This window comes from Streptomyces sp. NPDC051561 (assembly GCF_044454195.1).
Taxonomy (GTDB): Bacteria; Actinomycetota; Actinomycetes; order Streptomycetales; family Streptomycetaceae; genus Streptomyces.
In genome coordinates, this window is sequence record NZ_JBITDM010000008.1 from 42,822 (window position 1) to 66,184 (window position 23,363).

Genomic DNA, 23,363 nt, shown 5'->3' on the forward strand with positions numbered 1-23,363 from the left:
TGCGCCCCTCACATGCGGTGCCTGGCTCAACGGCCCTTTCGGGGCAGGCGTACGCGAAGGACAACCGCCCGGGGCGCAGTGGCGGATGCTGCGCTGCCCCGGTCACGGACGCGGGGTCACTGGAGTCCGGGCGCTTCGGTGCATGTACCTGTCGGGGTGGCGGATCGTGTCGCGGCCAGGTCGAGGGCGATGTCGGTGATCATGTCTTCCTGGCCGCCTACGAGTCCGCGTCGGCCGACCTCGACGAGGATGGTGCGGGTGTCGAGGCCGTGGCGCTGGGCGGCGGTTTCGGCGTGGCGGAGGAAGCTGGAGTAGACGCCCGCGTAGCCGAGGGTGAGGGTTTCGCGGTCGACGCGGACCTCGCGGTCCTGAAGGGGGCGGACGAGATCGTCGGCAGCGTCCATGAGGGGGAAGAGGTCGCAGTGGTGCTTCCATCCGGAGAGGTCGGCTACGGCGATGAAGGCTTCCAGGGGGCAGTTGCCCGCGCCGGCGCCCTGGCCGGCCAGTGAGGCGTCGATGCGGGTCGCGCCGTTTTCGACGGCGACGACCGAATTGGCCACGCCCAGGGCGAGGTTGTGGTGGGCGTGGATACCGAGCTGGGTGGCCGGGCCGAGGACGTCGCGGTAGGCGCGCAGCCGGTCGCGTACGCCGTCCATGGTGAGGCGGCCGCCGGAGTCGGTGACGTAGACGCAGGTGGCGCCGTAGGACTCCATGAGCTGGGCCTGGTGGGCGAGTTCGGTGGGCTCGGCCATGTGGGACATCATCAGGAATCCGGCGACGTCCATGCCCAGTTCGCGTGCCGCGGCGATGTGCTGGGCGGCGATGTCGGCCTCGGTGCAGTGGGTGGCGACGCGGACGGAGCGGATGCCGAGCGCGTGGGCCTGTTTGAGGTCGCGCAGGGTGCCGATGCCGGGGAGGAGGAGGGTGGTGGGGATGGCGTGGTGCACGCTGCCCGCGACGGCTTCGATCCACTCCCAGTCGGTGTGGGCGCCGACGCCGTAGGTGATGCTGGAGCCGGTCAGGCCGTCGCCGTGGGCGATCTCGATGGCGTCGACGCCCGCTGCGTCGAGTGCGGTGGCGATGGTACGGGCCTGCTCGACGGTGTAGCGGTGGCGGATGGCGTGCATGCCGTCGCGGAGGGTGACGTCCTGCATGTACAGCTGCGGGACTTCGGGGATGTGCGGGGGCGGCGGGTTTTTCATCGGGGGGCCACCTCCGTGGCGTGGTGGGTGGCCATGCGTTCGGCGGTACGGAGAGCGGCCGAGGTCATGATGTCGAGGTTCCCGGCGTAGGCGGGCAAGTAGTGGGCGGCGCCCTCCACTTCGAGGTAGACGGAGACCTTCGCCGCGTCCTGGGTCCGGGAGCCGGCCGGCAGCAGGGAGCGCAGGGGGTCGTCGCCGGTCACCCGGTCGAACTGGACGCGCTGCTTGAGCCGGTAGCCGGGGACATACGTCTGGACGCGGGTGACCATCTCCTGGACGGAGGCGGTGACCGCCGCGTCGTCGCAGTCGCCGACCAGGCAGTGCACGGTGTCCCGCATGATCAGCGGGGGTTCGGCCGGGTTGAGGACGATGATCGCCTTGCCCCGGGCCGCACCGCCGACGCGCTCGATGGCGGCGGCGGTGGTCTCGGTGAACTCGTCGATATTGGCCCGGGTGCCGGGTCCGGCCGAGCGGGAGGAGATCGAGGCGACGATCTCCGCGTAGTGCACGGGTGTGACGACGCCGACCGCGGCGACGATGGGGATGGTGGCCTGTCCGCCGCAGGTGACCATGTTGACGTTGGGTGCGTCCAGGTGGGCGCCGCCGTTGACCGGTGGCACGACGTACGGGCCGAGTGCGGCCGGGGTGAGGTCGACGACCCGGCGGCCCAGGCCGCGTAGCAGCTGGTCGTGGTGGTGGTGGGCACCCGCCGAAGTGGCGTCGAAGACGATGCCCACCTCGGCGAACTCGTCCAGCGCGACGAGCCCTTCGACGCCCCTGTGAGTGGTGGCGACCTTGAGGCGTCGGGCGCGGGCCAGGCCGTCGGAGTGCGGGTCGATGCCCGCCATCGCGGCGATCTCCAGCTTCTCGCTGAGGCGCAGCACTTTGATCATCAGGTCGGTGCCGATGTTGCCGGAGCCGATGACGGCGACCTTGGTGGATTCAGGCACGGGTGGCCTCCGGGGAGGGCGCGCGGTCCGGGGAGAGGCCCGGGAGGGAGAAGAACCGGGCGGCGTTCCCGCCGAGGATCAGGGCGCGCTCGGTCTCGTCGAGGCCGGCGCATTCGCGTACCACCGAGCCGGGATCCTGCTCGCCGAGCGGGAAGGGGAAGTCGGTGCCGAGCATCACCCGCTCCGCGCCCATCACGTCGACCAGCAGCCGCAGCGCACGCGGGTCGAAGACGGCGGAGTCGACGTGGAAGCGGTCGACGTAGGCGGAGGGCGGTTTCGGGGAGTCGGCGCGGACGATGTCGCGGTTGCGCCAGGCGTTGTCGGCCCGCCCCAGCAGGTAGGCGAAGCTGCCGCCGCCGTGGCAGAAGCACAGCTTGAGGGAGGCGGGCAGTTCCTCGAAGGCACCGGCCAGGACCATGCCGAGGATGGACAGTTGGGTCTCGGCGGGCATCCCGACGAGCCACTGGAGCATGTGCGGCCGCGTCCGCTCGTTGGCGGGCATGTCCCAGGGGTGGACGAGCACCGGTACGCCTTCGTCCGCGCAGTGGCGCAGGAAGGCGAGGATGTCCGCGTCGGACAGTGGGCGGTCGCCGACGTGGTTGCCGATGTGTACGCCGCGGTGTCCGGCGGCGGCGGCCTTGGAGACGGTCTCGCAGGCCAGGGCCAGGTCCTGGAGCGGTACTTGGCACAGCGGCAGCAGCCGGTCGGGGGCCTGGGCGCAGTAGTCCAGGATCCGGTGGTTGACCAGCTCGCACCATGCGGCGGCGGCGGCCGGCGCGGCTCCGTATCCGAAGGTGAGCGGGGTGGAGGAGACGGCCTGTACGTCGACTCCGAGCGCGTCCATCTCGGCCACCCGCTGCTCGGGGTCCCACAGGGCGGGTGTCACGGGCCGGTACTCGTCGGCACCGCTCATCATCATGCCGGTGCCGTCGCCGTGGACGCGCAGCCACGGCTCTCCGGCGCCGGTCAGGATGCGGCTCTCGGCTTGCGATATGCGGGGGAAGACATGCGCGTGGATGTCGATGACGGTCAAGGCGGGGCTCCGTTGCGGGGTGGAGGTCAGACGCGCGGCTGGGTGCGCGGGCGCAGCTCGTCGGGCCATTGGCGGCCGGGGTGCACGGTGGCGCAGTGCGGGCAGGTGCGGTCGCCGCCGTAGAAGAGTTCGAAGATCGGCGGCAGGTCCTCGACGATCGAGGTGAGCTGGAACTCCGAGCGGTGCACCAGGCGGTGGCAGGCGGTGCAGTACCACTCACAGGCGTCCAACTGGCCCTTCGGCCGGGCAAATTCGACGACCAGGCCGATGCTGCCGGGCTCAGGGCGCTGCGGGGAGTGACGTACGTGCGGCGGGAGCAGGAAGACGTCGCCCTCGTTGATCTGTACGTCGACGGGCGGCTTGCCCTCCTCCTCCATGACGCGCAGCACCATGTTGCCGCGCAACTGGTAGAAGAACTCCTCCAGCGGGTCGTCGTGGAAGTCGGTGCGCTGGTTGGGGCCGCCGACGACGGTGACCATGAGGTGGGCGTCCTGCCAGATCTGGATGTTGCCGACCGGAGGCTTGAGCAGGTCGCTGTGCTCGTCGATCCAGCGCTGGAAGTGGAACGGATGGCCGTTCGACAGCTTGGGGAGCTGCGGGAGTGCGGGAAGCGTCATGGGGTGACTCCCTTGCGGTCGGTAGTCGTCCGCGGCAGGTGGGCGACGCAGGAGATCTCGATGAGGAGGTGCGGGTGGGGCAGCTGGTGGACGGCGACGGTGGTGCGGGCGGGGCCCGTCTCGTCGAAGTACTCGGCGTAGACCTCGTTGTAGCCACCGAAGTCGTTCATGTTGACGAGGTAGGTGGTGAGCGTGACGACGTCGCCGAGGCCGCCGTCGACGGCCGCGAGGAGGTCACGGATGTTTTCGATCACGGCGCGGGCCTGGGCGCGGATGTCGAGGCTGGTGGTGCCCATGGCGTCGGCCTCGGCGCCGACGAAGGTGCCGTCGGGGCGGCGGGAGCTGGTCCCGGAGACGTAGACGAAGTCCCCGGCGCGCTTGAGGTGCGGGAACCGGCCTCGGGGAGCGGCCTTGCCTGCGACGCGGAGGGCGGTGCGGTTCGGGCTGTTGGGGCTGATGGGGCTGCTCGGGTCGGTACCGGGGCCCGGTTCCGTAACGGTGCTGGCGGCTGTGTCCGTGTCGGGGTGCTTCATCGGACGGTCACCTCTCTACGGCCGAGGCCCGCGGCAGCCGCTCGGCGGCGGCCGAAAGGGCCTGTGGGGGGCGGGGCTTGGTTGCTGTCGCGCACAGAGCGCTCCCTTTCGGACGGCGTCGGCGGCAGCGGGGCTCATATCCGCACGCAGACATTGACCGGCTCGGAGAAGAAGTCGAGCGAGTACTCACCGCCCTCGCGGCCGATGCCGGAGTCCTTGATGCCGCCGAAGGGGGTGCGCAGGTCGCGCAGGTTCCAGCAGTTGACCCAGACGATGCCGTTCTCCAGGCGCGGCGGGACGCGGTGGGCGCGGGAGAGGTCCCGGGTCCACACGGTCGCGGCGAGGCCGTAGCGGCTGTCGTTGGCGAGGGCGATCGCCTCGTCCTCCGTGTCGAAGGGAGCGACGTGGCAGACGGGCCCGAAGATTTCCTCCTGCACGGTGCGGGCGTGCTGCGGCAGCCCGGTGAGCACGGTCGGCTCGACGTGGAAGCCGCCGTCGCGTGCGTCCCCGAAGTGCGGTACGCCGCCGCCCGCGAGCACGGTGGCCCCCTCCTCGACGGCCAGCCGGTAGTACGAGAGGACTTTGTCCCTGTGTGCGGCGGAGATCATCGGGCCGTACCCGGTCAGCGCACGGGCCCGCTCGGCCAGTGCGGCGGTGAACTCCTCGTACACCGGACGCTCGACGTAGACGCGCTCGGTGCACAGGCAGATCTGCCCGGAGTGGGTGAAGGCCGAGCGGACGGTGCCCTCGACGGCCGCCTGGAGGTCGGCGTCCGCGAAGACCAACGCCGCGTTCTTCCCGCCGAGTTCGAAGGAGACCGGGGTGAGGTGTGCGGCGGCGCCGCGCATGATGGCCGATCCGGTGGCGGACTCTCCGGTGAAGGCGATGGCGTCCACACCGGGGTGGCTGGTGAGGAACGCTCCGGCCGCGTCGGTGCCGTGGCCGTGCACCAGGTTGAAGGCACCGGCCGGCAGGCCCGCCGCGTGGATCACCTCCGCGAGCAGGGTGGCCGTGGAGGGTGTCTCCTCCGAGGGCTTGGCGACCACCGCGTTTCCCGCCGCGAGGGCGGGCGCCACCTTCCAGGTGAGCAGCAGCAGCGGCAGGTTCCACGGGGAGATGATCGCGACGACGCCGAGCGGGCGGCGCACCGTGTAGTTGAGCGCCTCGCCAGTGCCAGTGCTCCAGCCCGGGATTTCCGTGGTGTGGGCGCGCTCGGGGCGGCCGTACAGGAGGTCGGCGTAGCTGCGGAAGTTGCCGATGGCGCGCGGGATGTCGACAGTGGCGGCGAGGTCGCGCGGTTTGCCGGTGTCGGCCACCTCGGCGTCGACGAACTCCGCGAAGCGCTGCTGGATGCCGTCGGCGATTCGGTGCAGCGCCGCGGCCCGCTCCTGGGTGCTGCCGCGGCCCCAGCCTTTTTCGAGTGCGGTACGGGCGGCGGCCACCGCGCGGTTCACGGTCTCCCGGGTCGCCTCGGGGACCTTTCCGCGCACGGTGCCGTCGACCGGGTCGGTCAACGGGAAGGTGGCGGCGCCCGCCTCGTCGTGCAGAAAGGTCCCGTCCACGTAGTGCGCTGGATTCATCGTGATACGTCCCTCGCCAGTCGTCCGTCCGGATCCCGTACGACGAGCATGCTGGCGCTGAGATATGCCTGTCTAATGCCCTTTACTGTCTGCGGTATAGCCAAATGGGCATGGCACGAGGGGACATGGCGGCCCCAACGCACACGGTGGCCCCGGGCCGGTCATGCGCCCGGGGCCACCGTTTGCTTGGTCGATCCGGCTCAGCTCCGACGTCTGCGGGAGATCATCCGGGCAGCCACACCACCCAGGGCCGAGGTCTCCCACACCTTGCAGTCCGCGCCCGCAGGAATCCCGCTGACGGTGACCGGCTTGTCGGCGGAGACCCGGTAGTCCTTGTCGACGACCGTACGGTCCCGGCCGCCCTGCGGGTGGATGACGCAGGTGACGTGGAACGGGAAGGGAATCTTCCGCAGTGCGCCGTCCAGTTGGCCGGGGTGTGCGTGCTGCAGGCCAACGAGCCCATCCAGGTGGGCGTGGCCCTCGGCTACGGCGACCTCAAGCTGGTCAAGCAGCTGGGCTCCACGATGCCGCCGGGTGCGAGTGCCGGGGCGAAGGCGAGCTTCATTTCGGCACCCTTGGCCCGCCCGCTGTGGGCGTCGTCCCAGGTACTGGCCGGGCACTGGGCCTCGGTGGAACCGGCGCCGCCCATGTCCAGGTCGTCGGTGCACAGCGGTTCGTCGTTCTCGTACTCGACGGTCATGGTGCCGGGTCCGTCGAGCTTCGGGCGTGAGGCGAGGGTGGGGCGCTTGTCCCAGGCGGTGTTGCGGTCGGTGTCGAGGATGACGCCCTTGTCCCCCTGGACGGGGAAGCGGTCGATGACGCGCATGTCCGTGCTGGGTTCGGTGCCGGCGTTCTGAATGCGCATCAGGTAGTGGTACTGGTCGCCCGGGTTGACCAGGGCGATGCACGGGTTGGCGGTGTAGCGGCGGCCCGCCGGTGTTGGTGACGACCGTGCCGTCGGCCAGCTGGGTATCGGCCGGTACCCGCATGCCCACTTCCACGGTGCCGGCCTGACCGGCCCGCAGTCCGGTCTTTCCGGCGGGATTCTGCAGCGTCTGCTTGTAGACGATGGTCGGCTGCCGCGTCGCCTCGTCGTCCGTCACATCGCGGGTGGTGGTGGACTTCGGCAGGCTGGTCACCTCAAGTCCCGCGGGCAGGGTGTCGGCGACCGTGAAGTCCACACAGTCCACCGTGAGACCGGAGCACTGCCCGTTGATCGTGTAGATGAAGTCGTCGCCCGGCTTGAGCGGGCCGCTCGCGCTATTGGTCTTGGTGATACCGACCGAACTCATGGGGTCCTCGCCCCCGGGAGACCGCCTCCGCCTGCGAGGCGAACACCAGACTCAGCGCCGTCACGATTCCCAGGGGCAAGCGCAGACGGGCGCGCCTTCTTCCGAGCATTGACCAGTCCTTCGCATCGCATGTGCGCCATCAGCTCCCCGCTGCCTGGCCTCGCAGCTCGTCACTCACCAGTGAGCTCGGGCGGCTTGGCCCTCGCGACGCCAAGGGGACCCTCCGGGGCGAAGGGGCAGGCCACACCCTAAATCTAATGATCCATCAGTCTGATGCGGCCATCCGGAGCACCGGAGCGGCGCCGCGCCGACGGCTCGACATCACCCCTGTTCAGTCATCCGGCTGCCCGGAGGGCGCACCGACGCGGTGCCGGAGTCTGCCGCGCAGGTGCCGGCTCAGGGCCGTCGCGCCGGCAGTGAGGAAGACGAAGGTGTACAGGAGTTGCAGAAGCGTCAGCACCCGTGCCGTCTGCCCGCTGGGGCTGATGTCCCCGAACCCGACCGTGGCGAGGGTGACGACCGTGAAGTACAGCGCGTCAATCCGCGTGTTCAGTCCGATGAACTCGCCATGCCGACGCGCCAGGATGTAGTACGCCGAGGAGAACAACAGGACCGTAAAACACATCAGACCGGCGATGATCCAGGCGGGCCGGGTACCGACCTGACCGGTGAGCAGGTACTGGATCTGCACCAGCAGCCCGGCGGCGACGAGGATCAGCCCGGCGGCGAGCACCAGCCAGCTCATGACCGGCCGGTGAGCGCCGAACAGATGGAGGGGCAGCAGGAAGTACCCGGTGATCATTATCGCCGCCGCCGCGCTCAGCAGGGCTGGGCGGTGCCATCCGGTTCCAGGCTTCTTTTCTGCGTCCCTACAGGCCGTCACCGTGACTCGCATCCCCTTTACCCGCGCGTCCGGCACGCCGGGCGCGGCTCGCGCATCGCTCGTGCGCCACCTTATGCCCCAAAAGATCCGAAATGCCCGTAATGCAACCCAAGGGAAAGGGGCCCGCTCGTGGCCAGTGACCTGAACGCCGACCTCGTCGGACCGGTCGACGTCGTCGGGACGGGCGGAGTTTTCTCGTGCCGCAGCGATTCGGACAGCCCGGCCTTCTGGCCACGAACGCGCGCACCGCGGTGATCTCCGGTACGGCGACCACGGTGTCCCGCCGGGTGGAACGCGGTACGGGCCAGCGCGGCGCGCGCCAGCAGGCTGACGCACAGGCCCAGCAGCAGGCCTGGGATGGACCAGGGCGCGGCGCAGGCGGCTCAGGCCCAGCACACTCCTGCCGCACCGCCGGCCCAGGACCGCGCCTCCCAGCTCACCGCGCTCGCCGAGCTCAAGGCTCAGGGGCCGCTGACGGACGAGGAGTTCGCCGGCGAGAACGCACGGGTCCCGAACGCCTGACGGCGCCGCGCCGCCCAACCGCCCGAGGCAGCCGCACGAGGGGTCGCGAGGACACCCGGGGCCGCAGTGGATCCGGGTGTCTGGCGGCTCTTGCCCGGCCGGGGTGTCTGGCGGGGATCAGTTGACCGATGAGTCGCGCACGGCCGGGCCCCCAAGAACCCCGCTCCATTACGCCGGTCGCCGCGAGGAATGAACTCACGCCGCGCGCTGCAGTGGCTGCGATGACGCGGCCCCGGGGGTGAGGACCTTGCGGGTGACGCGCTCAGCGATGGCGGTGACCAGCTTGCGCGGCCGGCGCGGCAGCAGGTGCGCGGAGGCGGCGTTGCCAAGTCCGGGGGTGACGTATGCGCGATCGCGGTCGAGTGCGCGCAGCGCGGCGCGTACCACTGACTCCGGGGTGCTCATCGAGCCGTTGACGGCCGCCTTCCTGGTGCCGATGGCGTCGAAGAAGGGGGTGTCGACCGGGCCGGGGCAGAGTGTGAGGACGCGGATGCCGCGGCTGCGGTACTCCTGGCGCAGGGCCAGTCCGAAGTTCAGCACGAAGGTCTTGGACGCGCTGTAGACCGCGAAGTACGGGGAGGGCTGGAAGCCCGCGGTGGATGCGACGTTCACCACCGCGCCCGTGCCGCGCTCCAGCATCCGGGGCAGCAGGGCGTGGGTGAGGTCGACGAGTGCGACGACGTTGACCATCAGCTGGTCGTGGTCGCGGTCCGGGGCGATGTCCTCGAACCGGCCGCAGGTGCCGAACCCGGCGTTGTTGACCAGCAGTTCGACGCTCAGGCCGCGCTCGGCGAGCTGGTCGGCGATGCGCCTGGCGGCGTCCGGCTCGGTGAGGTCCTGGGTCAGGACATGGGCGCGGATGCCGTGCTCCGCGACCAGGCGTTCGGCGAGGGCGGCCAGTTTGTCCTCGGAACGCGCCGTGAGGATCACATCGTGTCCGCGGGCGGCGAGCTGTGCGGCGAACTCCGCGCCGAGCCCGGACGAGGCACCGGTGACGAGTGCTGTGCTGTTCATGGGAAGACCCCTCCACTCGATGAGCAACTGAGTCGGAACAGTATCTCTTTTCTTGATAACTGCAACACCATTGACGCAGATACAGAAAATCTGGCGCACCGATGTATCGTTTTGCGCGTCGGTGTGGAAAAGGAAGCGGGAGGCGGTACGCCATGGGCGAGAGCGCGGCACGACCGTTGCGAGCGGACGCGGAGCGCAGTGTGCGGGCGATCCTGGAGGCGGCCGAACGCGTCCTCTCCGAGGACCCTCATGCGTCGATGGAGCAGATCGCGTCCGCCGCCGGCGTTGCCCGCACGACGATCCACCGGCGGTTCGCGCATCGACAGGCGCTGATCGAAGCACTGGCGTTGTCCGCCGCCCGTCAACTCGCCCAGGTCGTGGCGGACGGCCGGCCGGGCACCGCCCCTCCCCTGGTGGCCCTGCACCGGATCACGGCCAATGTGCTTGAGGTCAAGACCTCCTGGGCCTTCGCCCTGAGCCTGCCCGCCGACCCCGGCAGTGAGGCCGCCGCCCTCCACGAGGACATCGGCCAACGCTGCCTCACCGTGCTGGAAAGGGCCCGCACGGACAAGCTCATCGACGAGGCTGCCGACCTTCTCTGGGTGCGGCGGGTCTACTACGCGCTGCTGGGAGAGTCCCTGCACGCAAACGCGGACGACACCGGCCTCGACCCCGACGCCCTCGCCACCCGGATCATCGACACCCTGCTGCACGGCGCCGGGCCACGCACCTGAGGCCCCGAGGCCGGCCATGGTCAGCTTTCAGGCTGAGCCGCGGCCCTTCAGCCCGGGCCTCACCGCGCGGCAGTGCGCCATGAACCCGGCGAGGGTCAGGTCGAAGGCGCGGTCGGCGCGGAGGGGTCCGGTCGCCTGCTGGGCCGCGGCGAGTCGTGGGGCGTCGGTTTCCTTGGCCACGACCCACATGACCTCGGGGGCCGACATGTCCAGGGCCGAACCCAGCACGATGCTGTCCAGGCCGGTGATGACCGGCATGACCTCGTCCAGGGCGAACCCCGCGTCCACCAGCAGCCCGGCCACCCGTTCGTACTGCTCGATCGCGCGCGGCGCACGCACCGGCGAGGTCATCAGGAGAGCGATGGCGCGCGGATGGGCGGCGAACGCCGCACGGTAGGAGCGCGCCCAGGCCTCCAGGGCGGCGTCCCAGGGGGTCAGATCGAGAGTCTCGGGGTCGAGCCGTTCCACGACGCGCTCGCGCACCAGCTCGACCACACCGGCCCGGCCGTCCACATGGTGGTACACCGACGCGGTCTGCACCCCGAGTCTGCGGGCGATCTCCGGGACCGTGAAGTCCCCTGTCTCATCGACGAGTTCGAGGGCAGTGGCCCCGATACGCGCCCTGTCGAGCAGAGCCTTCCGCGGCCGCCCCATGTTCGTTCTCCCGTCGCGAGGTCTTCCCAATCGTACGGCCGGCCCCCTAAGTTACCTAAACCGAAACGGTTTAGGTTTCTACGCGGTTCCGCTGCTGCCCCTCCCCACCGGCCCGCGGCCGCCCCCCGCCTCCTCCTCCCGATGAAGGGCCGAGCGCCATGGACGTAGCGTCCGCACCCCGCAAGGGGTCACCCGAAGGTGCCGCAGGGCAGCGCGGTGGCGGTCCGCCGGGACCGGGCCGAGGCGGCTTGGGAGTCGCCGACATCGTCTTCTTCGTCGTCTCGGCCGCGGCGCCGCTGACCGTGATGGCCGGTGTGGCCCCGCTCGCGATCGGCGTCGGCGGGATTGGCGCCCCGGTCGGCTATCTTCTGGCCTGCGCGACGCTGGCTCTCTTCGCCGTCGGCTTCACCACGATGAGCCGTTACGTCCGCCACGGCGGCGGCTTCTACGCGTTCATCACCCGCGGCCTCGGCCGCCCGGCCGGATTCGGCGCGGCCACACTCGCCCTCCTCGCGTACAACGGCATGCAGATCGGTGTGTACGGGCTGCTCGCCACCGGCACCCAGGACGCGCTGCGGGTGCTGTGGGGCGTCGAAGTGCCGTGGCCGGTGATCGCGTGCGCGGGCGTGTTCGTGATCTGGTTCCTCGGCTGTCGCAGCATCGAGTTCGGCGCGAAGGTCCTCGGTGTACTGCTGGTCGCGGAGACCGGCATCCTCGCACTCCTCGCCGCCGGCGTCCTCCTTGACGGTGGCGCGCGGGGCCTGACCTGGGATTCCTTCACCCCGGACAATGTCCTGACACCCGGCACCGGCGCGGTCCTCGCCTTCGCCTTCGCCGCGTTCACCGGCTTCGAGTCCACCGCGATCTACCGCAACGAGGCACGCGATCCCCACCGCACCATCCCCCGCGCCACTTTCATCGCGGTCGGATTCCTGGGCCTCTTCTACGCGTTCAGCGTCTGGATCGTCATCCAGGCCTTCGGCAGCGACCGGGTCATGCGGGCGGTCACCGACGATCCGCTCGGCCTGTTCTTCACCGCCACCTCGCAGTACGTCGGCGACTGGGCGGCCACCCTCATGCACCTGCTCATCGTGACGAGCATCATCGCCTCGCAACTGGCCTTCCACAACGCCATCAACCGCTACGGCCTCTCACTGGCGAAGGAGGGCGTGCTGCCCGAGGCCCTGGGCCGGGTGCATCCCAGGCACCGCTCCCCGTACGTCGCGGGCATCGCGCAGAGCATCCTCGCCCTGCTGGTCGTCGCGGCCTTCGCGCTGGCCGGCGCCGACCCGTACCAACAGCTCCTGCTGTGGATGAACACCCCGGGAATGATCGGCCTGCTGGCCCTCCAGGCGATCACCGCGGTCGCCGTGTTCCGCCACTTCCACCGGATCCGCCACGACGAGGGGCGACTGCGCACGGTGGTCCTGCCGCTCGCCGCCGCCGTCCTGATGGCCGGCGCACTGTGGCTGGTGATCAGCAATATCGCGCTGACGACCGCGGCCCCCTTCACCACCAACGCGGTGCTGGTCCTGTCCGTCCCCGCCGTGTTCGTCCTCGGAGTCCTCCTCTCCCTGCGGACCCGGCGCAGCCGGCCCGAGGTGTACGAGGGTTTCGCCGCCGAACCACCGGAGGCCTCGTCCTCTTCCTCCTCCCCCCGGGGCTGACGCCCCACAGCACTCCCCCGCCGTGCCGCGCCCGCCTCCCGGTGCGCGGGTTCGTACGGTGAACCACCCGCACCCCAGTCCAAGGAATGCCTGCCGTGTCCCAGACTCCCGCCCGTCCGCTGTCCGCCACCGCCGACACCGTTCTCACCAACGGCCGCGTCCACACTCTCGATCCGGGCCGGCCATCGGCCGGTGCCGTCGCCGTCAAGGACGGCACCGTCGTCGCGGTCGGTGACGCGTCGGACGTACGGGAGTGGCGCGGCGCGGACACCGAGGTGATCGACCTGGCCGGCGCCACCCTCACCCCCGGCCTCGTCGACGGGCACAGCCATCCGGTGTTCGGCCTCGAAATGGCCACCGGAATCGACCTCTCCGGCTGCCACGACCTGGACGCCCTGCGGGCCACGCTCGCCGGGGCCGCCCGCACGGCCGCCCCCGGCGACTGGATCCTCGGACACGGCCTGGACCACAACACCTTCGGCGGCCGCCCCGTCCACCACGAGCTGATCGACCCGGCGCTCGGCGGCGTACCGGCGTTCCTGCGCCTGTACGACGGGCACTCGGCACTGGCCAGCGGCCCCGCTCTGGCAGCTGCGGGGATCGACGGGCCGCGGGAGTTCGCGCAGCGGGCACGGGTCGTCTGCGATCCGGACCGGCGGCCCACCGGGCACCTCGTCGAGCCCGCCGCGATGGAGCTGATGGAACCGGTGCTGCCGCGCGAGGAACCGGCACCGCGCCGCGCCCGGCTGCTGAAGCTGCTGCACGAGATGGCCGCGACCGGGCTCACCGGCGCCCACGTCATGGACCTCCAGGGCGTCGGTGTGCTCGATCTGCTGGCCGCCTGCGAGGAAGAGGGCGGCGCCCTGCCGGTGCGGCTGCGGCTCGCCCCCTGGTGCATGCCGGGCATCGACGCCGGGGGTCTGGACCACCTCGTCGAACTGCAGCGCGCGCACGGCCGGCACTGGCGGGTGGGCGGGGTGAAGTTCTTCATGGACGGCACCGTCGAGGGCGGTACCGCCTGGCTGGAGCACGCCGACTGCCACGGCCAGGGCACCGAGGCGTTCTGGCCGGACCCGGCCGCGTACACCGCCGCCGTGCACCATTTCGCGCGGGCCGAGGTGCGCACTGCCACGCATGCCATCGGGGACGCGGCGGTGCGTCATGTCCTGGACACCGTAGAGCTCTTGACGGACCGTCAGCAGCGGGCGCTGCACCGGATCGAGCACATCGAGACCGTGCCCACCGGTCAGCTGGAGCGGTTCGCCCAGCTGAGCGTCGCCGCGTCCATGCAGCCCACGCACACCGCGTACACCCGTGCCGACCACACCGACGAGTGGTCGCAGCGGGTCGGCGAGGAGCGGGCCGGCAGGGCCTGGCGCTGCCGTGATCTGCGGGACGCCGGGGCGACTCTGGTGCTCGGCTCGGACTGGCCGATCGCCCACTTCGACCCCCGCGAGGTACTGGCCACCGCCCGGCTGCGCAGGCTGCCCGGCCGCCCGGAGACCGCACCGGTCCTGGCCGGTCAGGCACTGACCGGCCTGATGGCCCTGGAGGGTTACACCTCGCACGCCGCACGCGCGGTCGGCGAGGAGCACGTCGCCGGCCGGATCGCCCCGGGCTTCCGGGCGGACCTGACCGCGTTCGCCGTCGACCCTGTCGCCGCACCCGCCGACGAGCTGGCCGAGGCGCCCGTTGTCCTCACCATGACGGGCGGGACGGTCGTGCACCGCGCCTGAGCCATTGCGTGGAGGGGCGGACTCGCTCTTCGCCCCTCCACTTCGACCGCTCCGGGGAACCGACAGGTGCGGCTCAACGGGTCCGGTAGTGCGCGTGGATCAGTCCGCTGTCGAAGGCACGCTGCTCGACCAGTTCGAGATCGAGCCGCACGCCGTCGGGGAAGAACCGCGTACCCCCGCCGATCACGCTGGTGGTGAGGAACAGGTGGTACTCGTCCACCAGGCCAGCCGCGATCGCCTGGGCCGCGAGATTCGGGCCGTCGACGGTGAGGTCGGCCTCGGCCTCGGCCTTCAGCTTGCGCACCGCGTCCGGGTCGAAGGTCCGCTCGATCCTGGTCCTCGCGCTGGACACCGAGTCGAGCGTCGTGGAGTACACGACCTTCTCCGCTGCCTGCCAGTCGCGGGCGTACTGCAGGATGTGCGGCGGCTGGTCGGGCTCGGTGTGCGCGGTCTCCCAATAGACCATGGTCTCGTACATCCGTCGGCCGTAGAGGTAGGTGCCGACGGGGCGGAAGAGGTCGTTGATGAAGGTGTGCACCTCCGGGTCCTCGGCGCCGGTGCCCAGGTCGCCCTCCGCCGCCTTGGCGTAGCCGTCGAGCGACGTGATCATCGAGTAGATGAGCTTTGCCATGCTTCTCCTTCGGATACGGGCACGGCGCCGGGGCGGTGAACCGGCAGCCTGTGTCTCAGTCCTTCACATACGCCACCACCTTGTCCAGCGCGCGGCGCACCGCCTCCCGCGACTCGTCGGTGCGGTCGAGGATCTCGAATCCGTGATGGCCCTGCGGTACGTCGACGAGGTCGATCCGTACTCCGGACGCCTCTCCCGCCGCGACGAACGCCTCGACGGTGGCCGCGAATTCGGGCGTTTCCAGCCCGGCCCGGGTCAGCACCACCGGCAGGTCTCCGGCATGCGCCACCGCCTGCACAGGCCTGAAGCGGCTCTTGCTGACCCCCCAGTTCGGGAGCGGGTCCATGAGGGGGTAGGTGGCCGCCAGGCAGCGCAGCCACGCAGGCGGAGCGGCCAGCCATTCGGCCGCCATGGGGCTTCCGCCCGAGAAGAACCACAGCGCGATCCGCTCCCCGTCCACCCTGGGGTCGTCGCGCACCAGTTCCACCGCTGCGGCGACATCGGCGGCGGCCACGGGGAAGTCGCCCACCTCGTGCAGCCGGTGATCGAGCATCACTCCGACGAGCCCCCGCTCCGCGGCCAGCTTCGCGTATCCCTGATACATCGGAAAGTCCCGCGGAGTCGGCGTGATGCCTGCCGGGACCGGACCACCGTGCACGAACACCACGGCGGGCAGCAGCCCTTCGGTGCTGCCGGGCTCGGGCAGATACAGGTCGACGTTCCCGGTCCGCTCGACGGGGACGTCGGGAACCTCCAGCAGGAACGGCCGCGCATGGGCGGGCGGCCCGGAGGCGTCGGCGGGCTTCAACCGCCTGCCCTCACCCGCGGCGGCCCCCAGCAGCGTCTCGGCGAGTTCCGCGGGGCAGGTCAGCATCGGCCAGTGCCCGGTGGCCAGTTCGAAGAAGCTCACCCGGGGATCCACCAGGGCCTGCAGCGCCGGGTCACCGAGGCCGACGACCATCTGGATCATTTCGATGCTGACGCCGTTTTGGGTGCACAGCACGGCGGTGGAGGGTACCGAGGCCACCGCACCGGTCAGTCGCAGCGGCTGGAGCAGCGTGGCCAGCGGCTGGGACACGGCGTGCTCCGTCAGACGGCCCAACGCCGCCCGGTCGAGGCCCGAGGTACTGCCCCAGCGCTGCCACTCCTCCGGGGCCGGGGGCTTCAGCACTCCCGCCGGGTCGCCGGACGCGGCCAGTTCGTCTCGCAGGTCCTGGTCGGGGATCGCGGCCAGCGCGCTCACCCCGTCCTGGGGCATCCCCGCGTCGACGTACACGACCCGCGCGATGTGTTCCGCACGGCGGTCCGCCGCGCCCAGGGCCGGATGCATCCCGTAGTCGTGCCCCACGAGGACGATCCGCGGCGCATCCGCCCCCTCCGAAGTGGCCTGCGCACGCACCGAGTCGATGACCGCGACGACGTCCGCGATGTGCGTTTCCAGGTCGACGGCCGACGCCCCCGAGTCGGCACCGGTGAGCGTCACCGCGTGCACCTGCGCCCCCGCCCCGGACAGCAGAACCGCGGTCTCCTCCCAGACCTGCGCTCCGGTGAACGCCCCTGGCACCAGCACGAACGTGGTCATGGATCTCTCCCCTGGGTAGGTCGACAAGTCGTTTCCGCGGGCTGCTGAACTCCGTCGCCCCGCTCGCCATAAGGTAGAAACTCCCTCAGGGGGAGGTTCAAGTGTTCGCATCCCATGACCAGCTGTGCAGTATCGGTGAGCTCGCGGAACACGCGGGGGTCACCGTCAAGACCGTCCGCTTCTACTCGGAGAACGGGCTGCTCCCGGAGGCACGGCGCAGCACCGGCGGACACCGCCGCTACGGCCCCGACGCACTTGACCGACTGCGTCTCATCCGCTCGCTGCGCGCCCTCGACCTCCCTGTCCGCGAGGTGCGGCGCGTCCTTCAGCAGGAGGAGGACGACCGGGCGGCCGACGCCGGGAGCGCGCTGGAGGACGCCGTCGCGGGCCAACTGCGCACCCTGGGCGCGCAGATCACCGCGCTGCGCTGGCAGGAGGCGGGGCTCCAGCTCGTACAGGACTGCCCGCCGGGCGAACGCGCCGACCGGCTGCGGCTGATCGGCGCGATGAGCACTCCGCCGACCACCGACGCACTGGTCCGCTTCTGGCGTGGCTGGCTGCCCGCACGCATGCCGGCCCGGGCGGCCCATGCGTTCCTCGAAGTGGCGGTGCCTCAGCCGCCGGACGCCCCCACCCCCGCCCAGGCCCTCGCCTTCGCCCACCTGCACGCCCTCGTGTCGCGGCCCTGCCCCGGTACCACCCAGCCACAGCCCGCGGCCCACCGGGCGGCCGGTGCCCACGGCTCCGCACTGCTCTACTCGGGGCTGGCCGAGGCGTACGAGCTGGCGGGCACGCAGATGCTCCGGGGCCGGGATCCGCACCGGGGCGACGCGCTGGACAGCTTCGTCGACGCCTATGTGGGTGCCTACGGCGGCCGGGACACACCGGAGTTCCGCACGGTCCTGCACCAACAGCTCGCCACGGACCCGCGCATCGACCAGTACTGGGACCTGGTGAGCCAGCTGGTGACCCCGGCCGGCGCCACCCCGGAGCCGACCCCGGGCTCCGCCCACGACTGGTTGTGCGCGGCGCTGCTCACCACCTGATTCCGGCCGCCACCGGCAGATGGTCGCTGCCGGTGGCCGGCAGCAGCCACGAACTGGTCGGTTCGACGCCACGGACGAGGATCTGATCGATCCGGGCCACGGGGAACTTCGCCGGCCAGGTGAAGCCGAAGCCGTCCCCCGCCGCTGTCTGGGCCGAGTGCAGTGCGGAGGTGAGGCCGGTCAGCGCGCGGTCGTCGACGGTGCCGTTCAGGTCGCCGAGCAGTACCACCCGTGCACTGCGCTCGGCGGCGAGGGCCTTGCCGAGCGCCTGCGCGTTCCGGTCCCGCGAGTCCGTCCAGAAGCCCGCCCTGGGGTTGACCCGTACGGATCCCAGGTGGGCCACGTACACCGCCAGCGGACCCCGGTCGGTGGCCACCGTGGTGCGCAGGGCGCGGTTGTAGGCCCGCTTCGTGGCGGCCGGTTTGGCGTCCCCCAGGGGCCCGTAATCCATCATGATGTCGACCGGCCCGGTGGCAGACAGCGGCAGCTTGCTCCACAGCCCGACCGTGCCCTGCACCGTGTGGTGCGGGTACGTCTTCGCGAGTTCCTTCTCGTACGTGGGCCTGGCCTGCGCGGAAAGTTCCACGAGGGCCAGGATGTGCGCGCCGGAGGCGGCGAGGTCGCGGGCGGTCCCGGCCGGGTCGGGGTTGTCCGCGCCGACGTTGTGGCCGGCCACCGTGAGGTCGCCGTGCGGGTGGGACTTGTCGGTGAGCAGCCCGCCGAAGAAGTTCAGCCACACCACGGCCGGCAGCAGCAGCGCGACCACCGCGGAGAGGGAACGGCGCCGCAGCGCCAGGGCCAGCAGCACCGGGACGAGGAGGCCGAACCACGGCAGGAAGGTCTCGGCCAGGCTGCCGACGTTCCAGATCCGGTTCGGGATGTGGGCGTGCAGCAGCATGAGCAGGCCCAGGAACAGCGCCAGGGCGGTAAGGACCGGGCCGCGTTTCCAGGGGCCCGGGCGCAGCGCGCGGCGGACCGCCCGCCGGGCGGCTGCCCGCCGGGCGCCCGGGCCGGTGTCCTGGTGGCCGACGCCGCCCTGTCGGGTGTCCTGGTGGCCGGCGCCGCCCTGTCCGGTTTCCGCCGTGTCCACCTGTGTCATGGTCTGTCCTCGTTCGGTGCGGGTGGTGCCTGGGAGTTCGGTGGGAGTGGTGTCCGGGAGTCCGGTACGGGTGGTGTCCGGGCGCATGGTGCTGGTCAACGCTGCATCCTCGGATCGTGCGTGGGGTCGGCGTACAGGGGCGGGCAGCCGCTGTCGGCCGCCCTGGGGCGCAGTTCGTAGTGCCAGGGTTCGTTCCCGTAGATCTGGCACAGGCCGTACCGGGCGCCGTGCTCGGCGAGCCAGACCGTCGCGTCGGAACGCCCGATGTCGATGGCGTCCCCCGACACATGCGGTGAGGTCGTCGCGGTGGCCACCCACCGCTTGGCCTCGGCCTCGGATCCGTACTTGGCGACCGCCTCCCGGAGCAGCCGGTTCTGGTATTCCGGGGAGCGCCAGCCGCTGTTGACGTAGAACGTGACCCTGGCGTCCGCGGCGGCGCTCGCCGCCCGGCGGAGGGCCCTGAGCAGGTCCGGATCGAGTTTGGTCACGGCCGCGGTCGCGTCGTCGAAGACGGTGACGCCGTCCGGGACGACGCCGTCGGCCCCGTCGGCCGGACCACCGCGATGCTCACTGTGGCGCGCGTGCGGTGACGGGGGTGCGGAGGGTTTCGGGGGTGGCACAGCCGAAGGGGGTCCCGCGGAGGTCACGGCCGGCCAGGACGAGGGCTCCGCTGCCCGCCGGCCGACCGCCACCACGATCGCCACCAGGGCTGCTGCCAGGCAGATGGCCAAAAGCCAGTGGGCGCGGTGGGTCGTCGTACGTACTGAGGGCGGATGCTGAGTCATTCCCTCAGTCAAGGCAGCGTGGCGTTGCCGGTGCGTATGCGGTTTTCGATACGTCGGCGATATGTCCCGCCTCGTAGCCTTGGCGGCATGCGAGTGCTGATCGTCGAGGACGAGCCCTATCTGGCGGAGGCCGTACGCGACGGCCTGCGCCTGGAAGCGATCGCGGCCGACATCGCGGGGGACGGCGACACCGCGCTGGAGCTGCTGCGCGTCAACGTCTACGACATCGCCGTACTCGACCGCGATGTCCCCGGCCCCTCCGGGGACGAGATCGCCGAGCGCATCGTCGCCTCCGGCAGCGGCATGCCGATCCTCATGCTCACCGCGGCCGACCGCCTCGACGACAAGGCCTCCGGGTTCGAGCTGGGCGCCGACGACTACCTCACGAAGCCCTTCGACCTGCGTGAGCTGGTGCTCCGGCTCAGGGCGCTCGACCGCAGACGGGCCCACAGCAGGCCGCCCGTGCGGGAGATCGCGGGGCTGCGTCTGGACCCGTTCCGCAGAGAGGTCTACCGGGACGGCCGCTATGTCGCGCTGACCAGGAAGCAGTTCGCCGTACTCGAAGTCCTCGTCGCCGCCGAGGGCGGGGTGGTCAGCGCCGAGGAGCTGCTGGAGCGGGCGTGGGACGAGAACGCCGACCCGTTCACCAACGCCGTACGGATCACCGTCTCGGCCCTGCGCAAGCGGCTCGGCGAGCCCTGGACGATCGCCACCGTGGCGGGCGTCGGCTACCGCATCGACGTACCGCAGGACATCGGCCCACGGGACACCGGCCCGCAGGACCCCCGCCCACAGGACACCGGCCCACAGGACATCGACGTACGGAAGGGAGGAAGCCGTGGATAGGCGCCCCGGGCTGAGCGTGCGGCTCAGACTCACCCTCAGTTACGCCGGATTCCTCATGGTCGCGGGAGTCCTGCTGCTCGCCGCGGTGTGGCTCTTCATGCTGAGTTACGTGCCCGACGACTGGGACCGCCGGATGCTCAACTCGAACCCCAACCGCCAGCTCCTGCTCGGCGTGTTCGCCACACCGGCCCTCGTCATCCTCGCGTTCCTGCTGGTGCTCGGCCTGCTGGGCGGATGGGTCCTGGCCGGCCGGATGCTCGCGCCCCTGAACCGCATCACGGAGGCCACCCGCAAGGCCACCGGAGGCACGCTCTCCCACCGGATCCGGCTGCCGGGGCGCAGGGACGAGTTCCGTGAACTCGCCGACGCCTTCGACACCATGCTCGGGCGCCTCGAAACGCACGTCGCCGAGCAGCGGCGGTTCGCGGCCAACGCCTCGCACGAGCTGCGCACCCCGCTGGCCGTGTCGAAGGCGCTCCTCGATGTGGCCCACACCGATCCGCACCACGACACCGGCGAACTCGTCGCACGACTGCGCACCGTCAACACCCGGGCGATCGACCTCACCGAGGCACTGCTTCTGCTCAGCCGCGCCGAGCAGCGCTCCTTCACCCGAGAGCGCGTGGACCTGTCGCTGATGGCCGAGGAGGCCGCCGAAACGCTTCTCCCGCTCGCGGAGCGGCACGGCGTCACCCTGGAGACCGGCGGCGACATCGCCCCTGCCGCCGGATCACCGGCGCTCCTCCTCCAGCTGACCACGAACCTGGTGCACAACGCGATCGTCCACAATCTGCCGGAGCGGGGCACGGTGTGGATCACCACCACCGCCCGCCCCACCACCATGGTGCTCACGGTCGAGAACACCGGCGAGCAGCTCACCCCGGAGCTGGTCGCGACCCTCACCGAACCCTTCCGTCGCGGCACCGAGCGCGTCCGCACCGACCACGGGGGCGTCGGCCTCGGCCTGGCCATCGTCAAGACCCTCACCGACGCCCACGACGGCACCCTCACCCTCACCCCACGCGCTGCCGGCGGGATCCGGATCACGGTGGAGCTGCCGGCGGCTGCCCCGCGCGGCGGCGGGCGACGGGCCATCGACGGCTGAGAGACCGAGGTTGAGAGGCCGGCCGTGAGTACCTGGAGACCCGCATCTGAGTACCCGCGCCCATCTGCCGCCGGTCCGGCGTTGCTGGAATGAGGGCATGACTTCCACCCCGCTCCCGATTGCCCCGTCCGTCACGTACCGCCCGCACCTGCGCCGCGTGGCCACCGCCGGTTCGGCGCTCGTCGTCGCTCTGGGGCCCCTGGTGGTGGGGGTCCTGGTGGCCAAGGGGATGGCCGCCGACGCGCATGCTCCCGTCAACGCCCTGTTCACCAACGGCGGCCAGCGCATCGGGCTGCCGCGCGCCGAGTGGAGACGCCGTGGTCAGGTCACGGCACGCAGGATGCGGACGGCCCGGCGGGACACCGCCCGGCGCTGCGCCCACGTCTACGGACGGCGCAGGTCAGTGCCCCTGTGCCCCGTCGCGGGTACGTCGGCTGTGGCGGGCCACGCGTACCCGGTTGCCGCAGGCCGTGGTGCACCACTCGCGCCGGGCCGGGCTTTTCAGGAAGTAGAGGACGCAGCCGGGGGCGGGGCAGGCCCGTACCTTGTCGGCGTCCTGGCCCGTGAAGAGCTGGATGGCCTGGGCGGCGATCTCGCCGAGGGCCACCAGCAGGGGGTCGGGTTCCGGCCAGCGCGGTAGGGCCGTGAGCGGGGAACCGAGGGCAAGCTCGTGCCAGTGGGAGGCGAGTCGTGCCGCCCGGTTGACCACCTGGGCGTCCTTGGCCTCGGGGGTGTGCCGGCGGGCACTCGCTCCGGCGAGTGAGCGCAGCGCGAGCCGCAGCTCCAGGAACCGGGCGAGGTGGGCGTCACCTGCGGGTGCGGGATCCGCGAGGAATTCGCCCAGACTGTCGCTGAAGCGCGGACGGTGCCGGGAGAGCCAGTGATCCAGGTCGGCGGGCTCGGCCAGGGCGTCGAGGAGCCGGCCGCGTACGCCGCCTCTGATGAAGGTGGTGTTGACCAGGTCGAGCGGCAACGGTTCGCCGCTCAGCGGGAGCCGGCCCGCGGTGGAGGTGGCCGACGGGGGCCGGTCGTCCGGCCGGTGTTCGGTGGGGGCGCCCATGCGTTTATCTTGCCGGTCGGACGCGAAATCACCAGAGCTAATGCCTCTTTGTATATTGGGACGTTAGATCTTTTACGGGGGTCGCCCAGGGCCCCGCTCCCGTCCGACGGGACGTCGCGGAAGGAATCCTTGGTGACCGACACCTCCACGCTCCACCTCTCCACCCCCGAGGTGTCCGGGTCCGACCCTTCCGTCACTGGCAACTCCCTCGACGAGCGCACCCGTTGGCGCAGATACGCGGACGCGCTCGCCGGACAGGCGCCCGCCCGGGCACCGATGTCCACCGTGGCGGTCATGACCGTCTGCGGGGTCGCCGTCATGCTGCTGCTCGTGGCCCTGGGCGTACTGCTGCACCAGCCGCTGCTGATACCTCCGCTGGCCGCCAGCGCCGCTCTGGTCTTCGCCGCCCCCGCGCTGCCGCTGGCACAGCCCCGGAGCGTGATCGGCGGGCAGCTGATCTCCGCTGCCCTGGGTCTGGGCGCGGTCGCGGTGGGCGGGAGTTCGCTGTGGACGGCGGCGGTCGCGGCCGGTCTCACCATCGGGGCGATGGCATGGGCCCGTACCCCGCACTCGCCCGCAGCCGCCACCGCGGTCATCGTGGTGCTCACCAACCCCGAGCCCTGGCACTTCCTGGGCCTGCTGACGCTGGCCACCCTGGTGATCGTGGCCATGGGCGCACTGATCGGACGCGTGGACCGGGTGAAGCACCGCTACCCCGTCTATTGGTGGTAGCCGGTTCCGGATCGGTGGCAGCCGTTCCACTTCCTTGCAACGAGAGCGCCCCGGTTGCGC

24 protein-coding genes are annotated in these 23,363 nt (G+C 71.2%); 8 read left to right on the forward strand and 16 right to left on the reverse strand.

The genetic code is table 11. The annotated features are described in order from the left end of the window. Positions 1-116: 116 nt before the first annotated feature. The 9 genes from dmpG to ACIA73_RS19625 form a co-directional block, all read right to left on the reverse strand. Positions 117-1,202 (reverse strand): 4-hydroxy-2-oxovalerate aldolase, encoded by a 1,086-nt coding sequence (gene dmpG, locus ACIA73_RS19585; RefSeq protein WP_399439845.1) that lies wholly within the window; start codon positions 1,200-1,202, stop codon positions 117-119. After that, positions 1,199-2,152, reverse strand: coding sequence for an acetaldehyde dehydrogenase (acetylating) (locus ACIA73_RS19590; protein ID WP_399439846.1), 954 nt, complete (start codon positions 2,150-2,152; stop codon positions 1,199-1,201). Before ACIA73_RS19590 ends, dmpG begins: the two co-directional genes overlap by 4 nt. Next, positions 2,145-3,185 (reverse strand): amidohydrolase family protein, encoded by a 1,041-nt coding sequence (locus tag ACIA73_RS19595; RefSeq protein ID WP_399439847.1) that lies wholly within the window; start codon positions 3,183-3,185, stop codon positions 2,145-2,147. The genes ACIA73_RS19590 and ACIA73_RS19595 overlap by 8 nt, the downstream gene beginning before the upstream one ends. A 26-nt stretch (positions 3,186-3,211) precedes the next feature. Further along, on the reverse strand, positions 3,212-3,802 hold the full coding sequence (locus ACIA73_RS19600; protein WP_399439848.1) for a 3-hydroxyanthranilate 3,4-dioxygenase: 591 nt from the start codon (positions 3,800-3,802) through the stop codon (positions 3,212-3,214). Beyond that, a complete protein-coding gene (locus ACIA73_RS19605) occupies positions 3,799-4,335 on the reverse strand; it encodes a RidA family protein (RefSeq protein WP_399439849.1) in 537 nt (178 codons plus the stop codon). Before ACIA73_RS19605 ends, ACIA73_RS19600 begins: the two co-directional genes overlap by 4 nt. 134 nt (positions 4,336-4,469) lie before the next feature. Further along, positions 4,470-5,915, reverse strand: a complete 1,446-nt coding sequence (locus ACIA73_RS19610) for a 2-hydroxymuconic semialdehyde dehydrogenase (protein WP_399439850.1) — start codon at positions 5,913-5,915, stop codon at positions 4,470-4,472. Between the two features lie 200 nt (positions 5,916-6,115). Beyond that, positions 6,116-6,427 carry a DUF5979 domain-containing protein gene (locus tag ACIA73_RS19615; RefSeq protein ID WP_399440116.1) on the reverse strand — a complete coding sequence of 104 codons (312 nt, stop codon included), beginning with the start codon at positions 6,425-6,427 and terminating at the stop codon, positions 6,116-6,118. After that, a complete protein-coding gene (locus tag ACIA73_RS19620) occupies positions 6,400-6,780 on the reverse strand; it encodes a hypothetical protein (RefSeq protein WP_399439851.1) in 381 nt (126 codons plus the stop codon). Before ACIA73_RS19620 ends, ACIA73_RS19615 begins: the two co-directional genes overlap by 28 nt. Positions 6,781-7,538: 758 nt before the next feature. Continuing rightward, positions 7,539-8,009: a potassium channel family protein gene (locus tag ACIA73_RS19625; RefSeq protein ID WP_399439852.1), complete on the reverse strand. Its 471-nt coding sequence runs from the start codon at positions 8,007-8,009 to the stop codon at positions 7,539-7,541. A 438-nt stretch (positions 8,010-8,447) separates the two neighbouring features. Between ACIA73_RS19625 and ACIA73_RS19630 the strand changes: the two genes are divergently transcribed. Beyond that, the gene (locus ACIA73_RS19630) at positions 8,448-8,612 is read left to right on the forward strand and encodes a hypothetical protein (protein WP_399439853.1); all 165 of its coding nucleotides are present in this window, start codon (positions 8,448-8,450) and stop codon (positions 8,610-8,612) included. A gap of 195 nt (positions 8,613-8,807) precedes the next feature. Here the strand turns inward: ACIA73_RS19630 and ACIA73_RS19635 are convergent, their stop codons facing one another. Further along, positions 8,808-9,626, reverse strand: a complete 819-nt coding sequence (locus ACIA73_RS19635; protein WP_399439854.1) for an SDR family NAD(P)-dependent oxidoreductase — start codon at positions 9,624-9,626, stop codon at positions 8,808-8,810. Between the two features lie 152 nt (positions 9,627-9,778). Here ACIA73_RS19635 and ACIA73_RS19640 point away from each other — a divergent pair, with 152 nt between their 5' ends. Continuing rightward, positions 9,779-10,360 carry a TetR/AcrR family transcriptional regulator gene (locus ACIA73_RS19640; RefSeq protein WP_399439855.1) on the forward strand — a complete coding sequence of 194 codons (582 nt, stop codon included), beginning with the start codon at positions 9,779-9,781 and terminating at the stop codon, positions 10,358-10,360. A 27-nt stretch (positions 10,361-10,387) separates the two neighbouring features. Here the strand turns inward: ACIA73_RS19640 and ACIA73_RS19645 are convergent, their stop codons facing one another. Then, positions 10,388-11,014, reverse strand: coding sequence for a TetR/AcrR family transcriptional regulator C-terminal domain-containing protein (locus ACIA73_RS19645; RefSeq protein WP_399439856.1), 627 nt, complete (start codon positions 11,012-11,014; stop codon positions 10,388-10,390). 158 nt (positions 11,015-11,172) lie between these two features. Here ACIA73_RS19645 and ACIA73_RS19650 point away from each other — a divergent pair, with 158 nt between their 5' ends. Beyond that, positions 11,173-12,681 (forward strand): APC family permease, encoded by a 1,509-nt coding sequence (locus tag ACIA73_RS19650; RefSeq protein ID WP_399439857.1) that lies wholly within the window; start codon positions 11,173-11,175, stop codon positions 12,679-12,681. A gap of 119 nt (positions 12,682-12,800) precedes the next feature. Next, entirely contained in the window at positions 12,801-14,417 is a 1,617-nt protein-coding gene (locus ACIA73_RS19655; protein ID WP_399440117.1) for an amidohydrolase, read from the forward strand. A gap of 73 nt (positions 14,418-14,490) precedes the next feature. Here ACIA73_RS19655 and ACIA73_RS19660 read toward each other — a convergent pair whose 3' ends face one another. Both ACIA73_RS19660 and ACIA73_RS19665 read right to left on the reverse strand, forming a co-directional pair. Beyond that, positions 14,491-15,048: a dihydrofolate reductase family protein gene (locus ACIA73_RS19660; RefSeq protein ID WP_399439858.1), complete on the reverse strand. Its 558-nt coding sequence runs from the start codon at positions 15,046-15,048 to the stop codon at positions 14,491-14,493. Between the two features lie 55 nt (positions 15,049-15,103). Continuing rightward, positions 15,104-16,630 carry an alpha/beta fold hydrolase gene (locus tag ACIA73_RS19665; RefSeq protein ID WP_399439859.1) on the reverse strand — a complete coding sequence of 509 codons (1,527 nt, stop codon included), beginning with the start codon at positions 16,628-16,630 and terminating at the stop codon, positions 15,104-15,106. Positions 16,631-16,731: 101 nt separating this feature from the next. Between ACIA73_RS19665 and ACIA73_RS19670 the strand changes: the two genes are divergently transcribed. Beyond that, positions 16,732-17,676 (forward strand): MerR family transcriptional regulator, encoded by a 945-nt coding sequence (locus ACIA73_RS19670; RefSeq protein WP_399439860.1) that lies wholly within the window; start codon positions 16,732-16,734, stop codon positions 17,674-17,676. Here the strand turns inward: ACIA73_RS19670 and ACIA73_RS19675 are convergent. Further along, entirely contained in the window at positions 17,666-18,775 is a 1,110-nt protein-coding gene (locus ACIA73_RS19675) for an endonuclease/exonuclease/phosphatase family protein (protein ID WP_399440118.1), read from the reverse strand. The genes ACIA73_RS19670 and ACIA73_RS19675 overlap by 11 nt on opposite strands. Positions 18,776-18,870: 95 nt before the next feature. Further along, on the reverse strand, positions 18,871-19,560 hold the full coding sequence (locus tag ACIA73_RS19680; protein ID WP_399439861.1) for a M15 family metallopeptidase: 690 nt from the start codon (positions 19,558-19,560) through the stop codon (positions 18,871-18,873). 87 nt (positions 19,561-19,647) lie between these two features. Between ACIA73_RS19680 and ACIA73_RS19685 the strand changes: the two genes are divergently transcribed. Continuing rightward, a complete protein-coding gene (locus ACIA73_RS19685) occupies positions 19,648-20,406 on the forward strand; it encodes a response regulator transcription factor (protein WP_399439862.1) in 759 nt (252 codons plus the stop codon). Further along, positions 20,399-21,511, forward strand: coding sequence for a sensor histidine kinase (locus ACIA73_RS19690; RefSeq protein ID WP_399439863.1), 1,113 nt, complete (start codon positions 20,399-20,401; stop codon positions 21,509-21,511). Before ACIA73_RS19685 ends, ACIA73_RS19690 begins: the two co-directional genes overlap by 8 nt. Positions 21,512-21,911: 400 nt before the next feature. Here the strand turns inward: ACIA73_RS19690 and ACIA73_RS19695 are convergent, their stop codons facing one another. Then, complete coding sequence (locus ACIA73_RS19695) at positions 21,912-22,571, reverse strand: CGNR zinc finger domain-containing protein (protein ID WP_399439864.1); 660 nt, start codon at positions 22,569-22,571, stop codon at positions 21,912-21,914. Positions 22,572-22,703: 132 nt separating this feature from the next. Here ACIA73_RS19695 and ACIA73_RS19700 point away from each other — a divergent pair, with 132 nt between their 5' ends. Continuing rightward, positions 22,704-23,303: an HPP family protein gene (locus tag ACIA73_RS19700; RefSeq protein WP_399439866.1), complete on the forward strand. Its 600-nt coding sequence runs from the start codon at positions 22,704-22,706 to the stop codon at positions 23,301-23,303. Positions 23,304-23,363 lie beyond the last annotated feature (60 nt).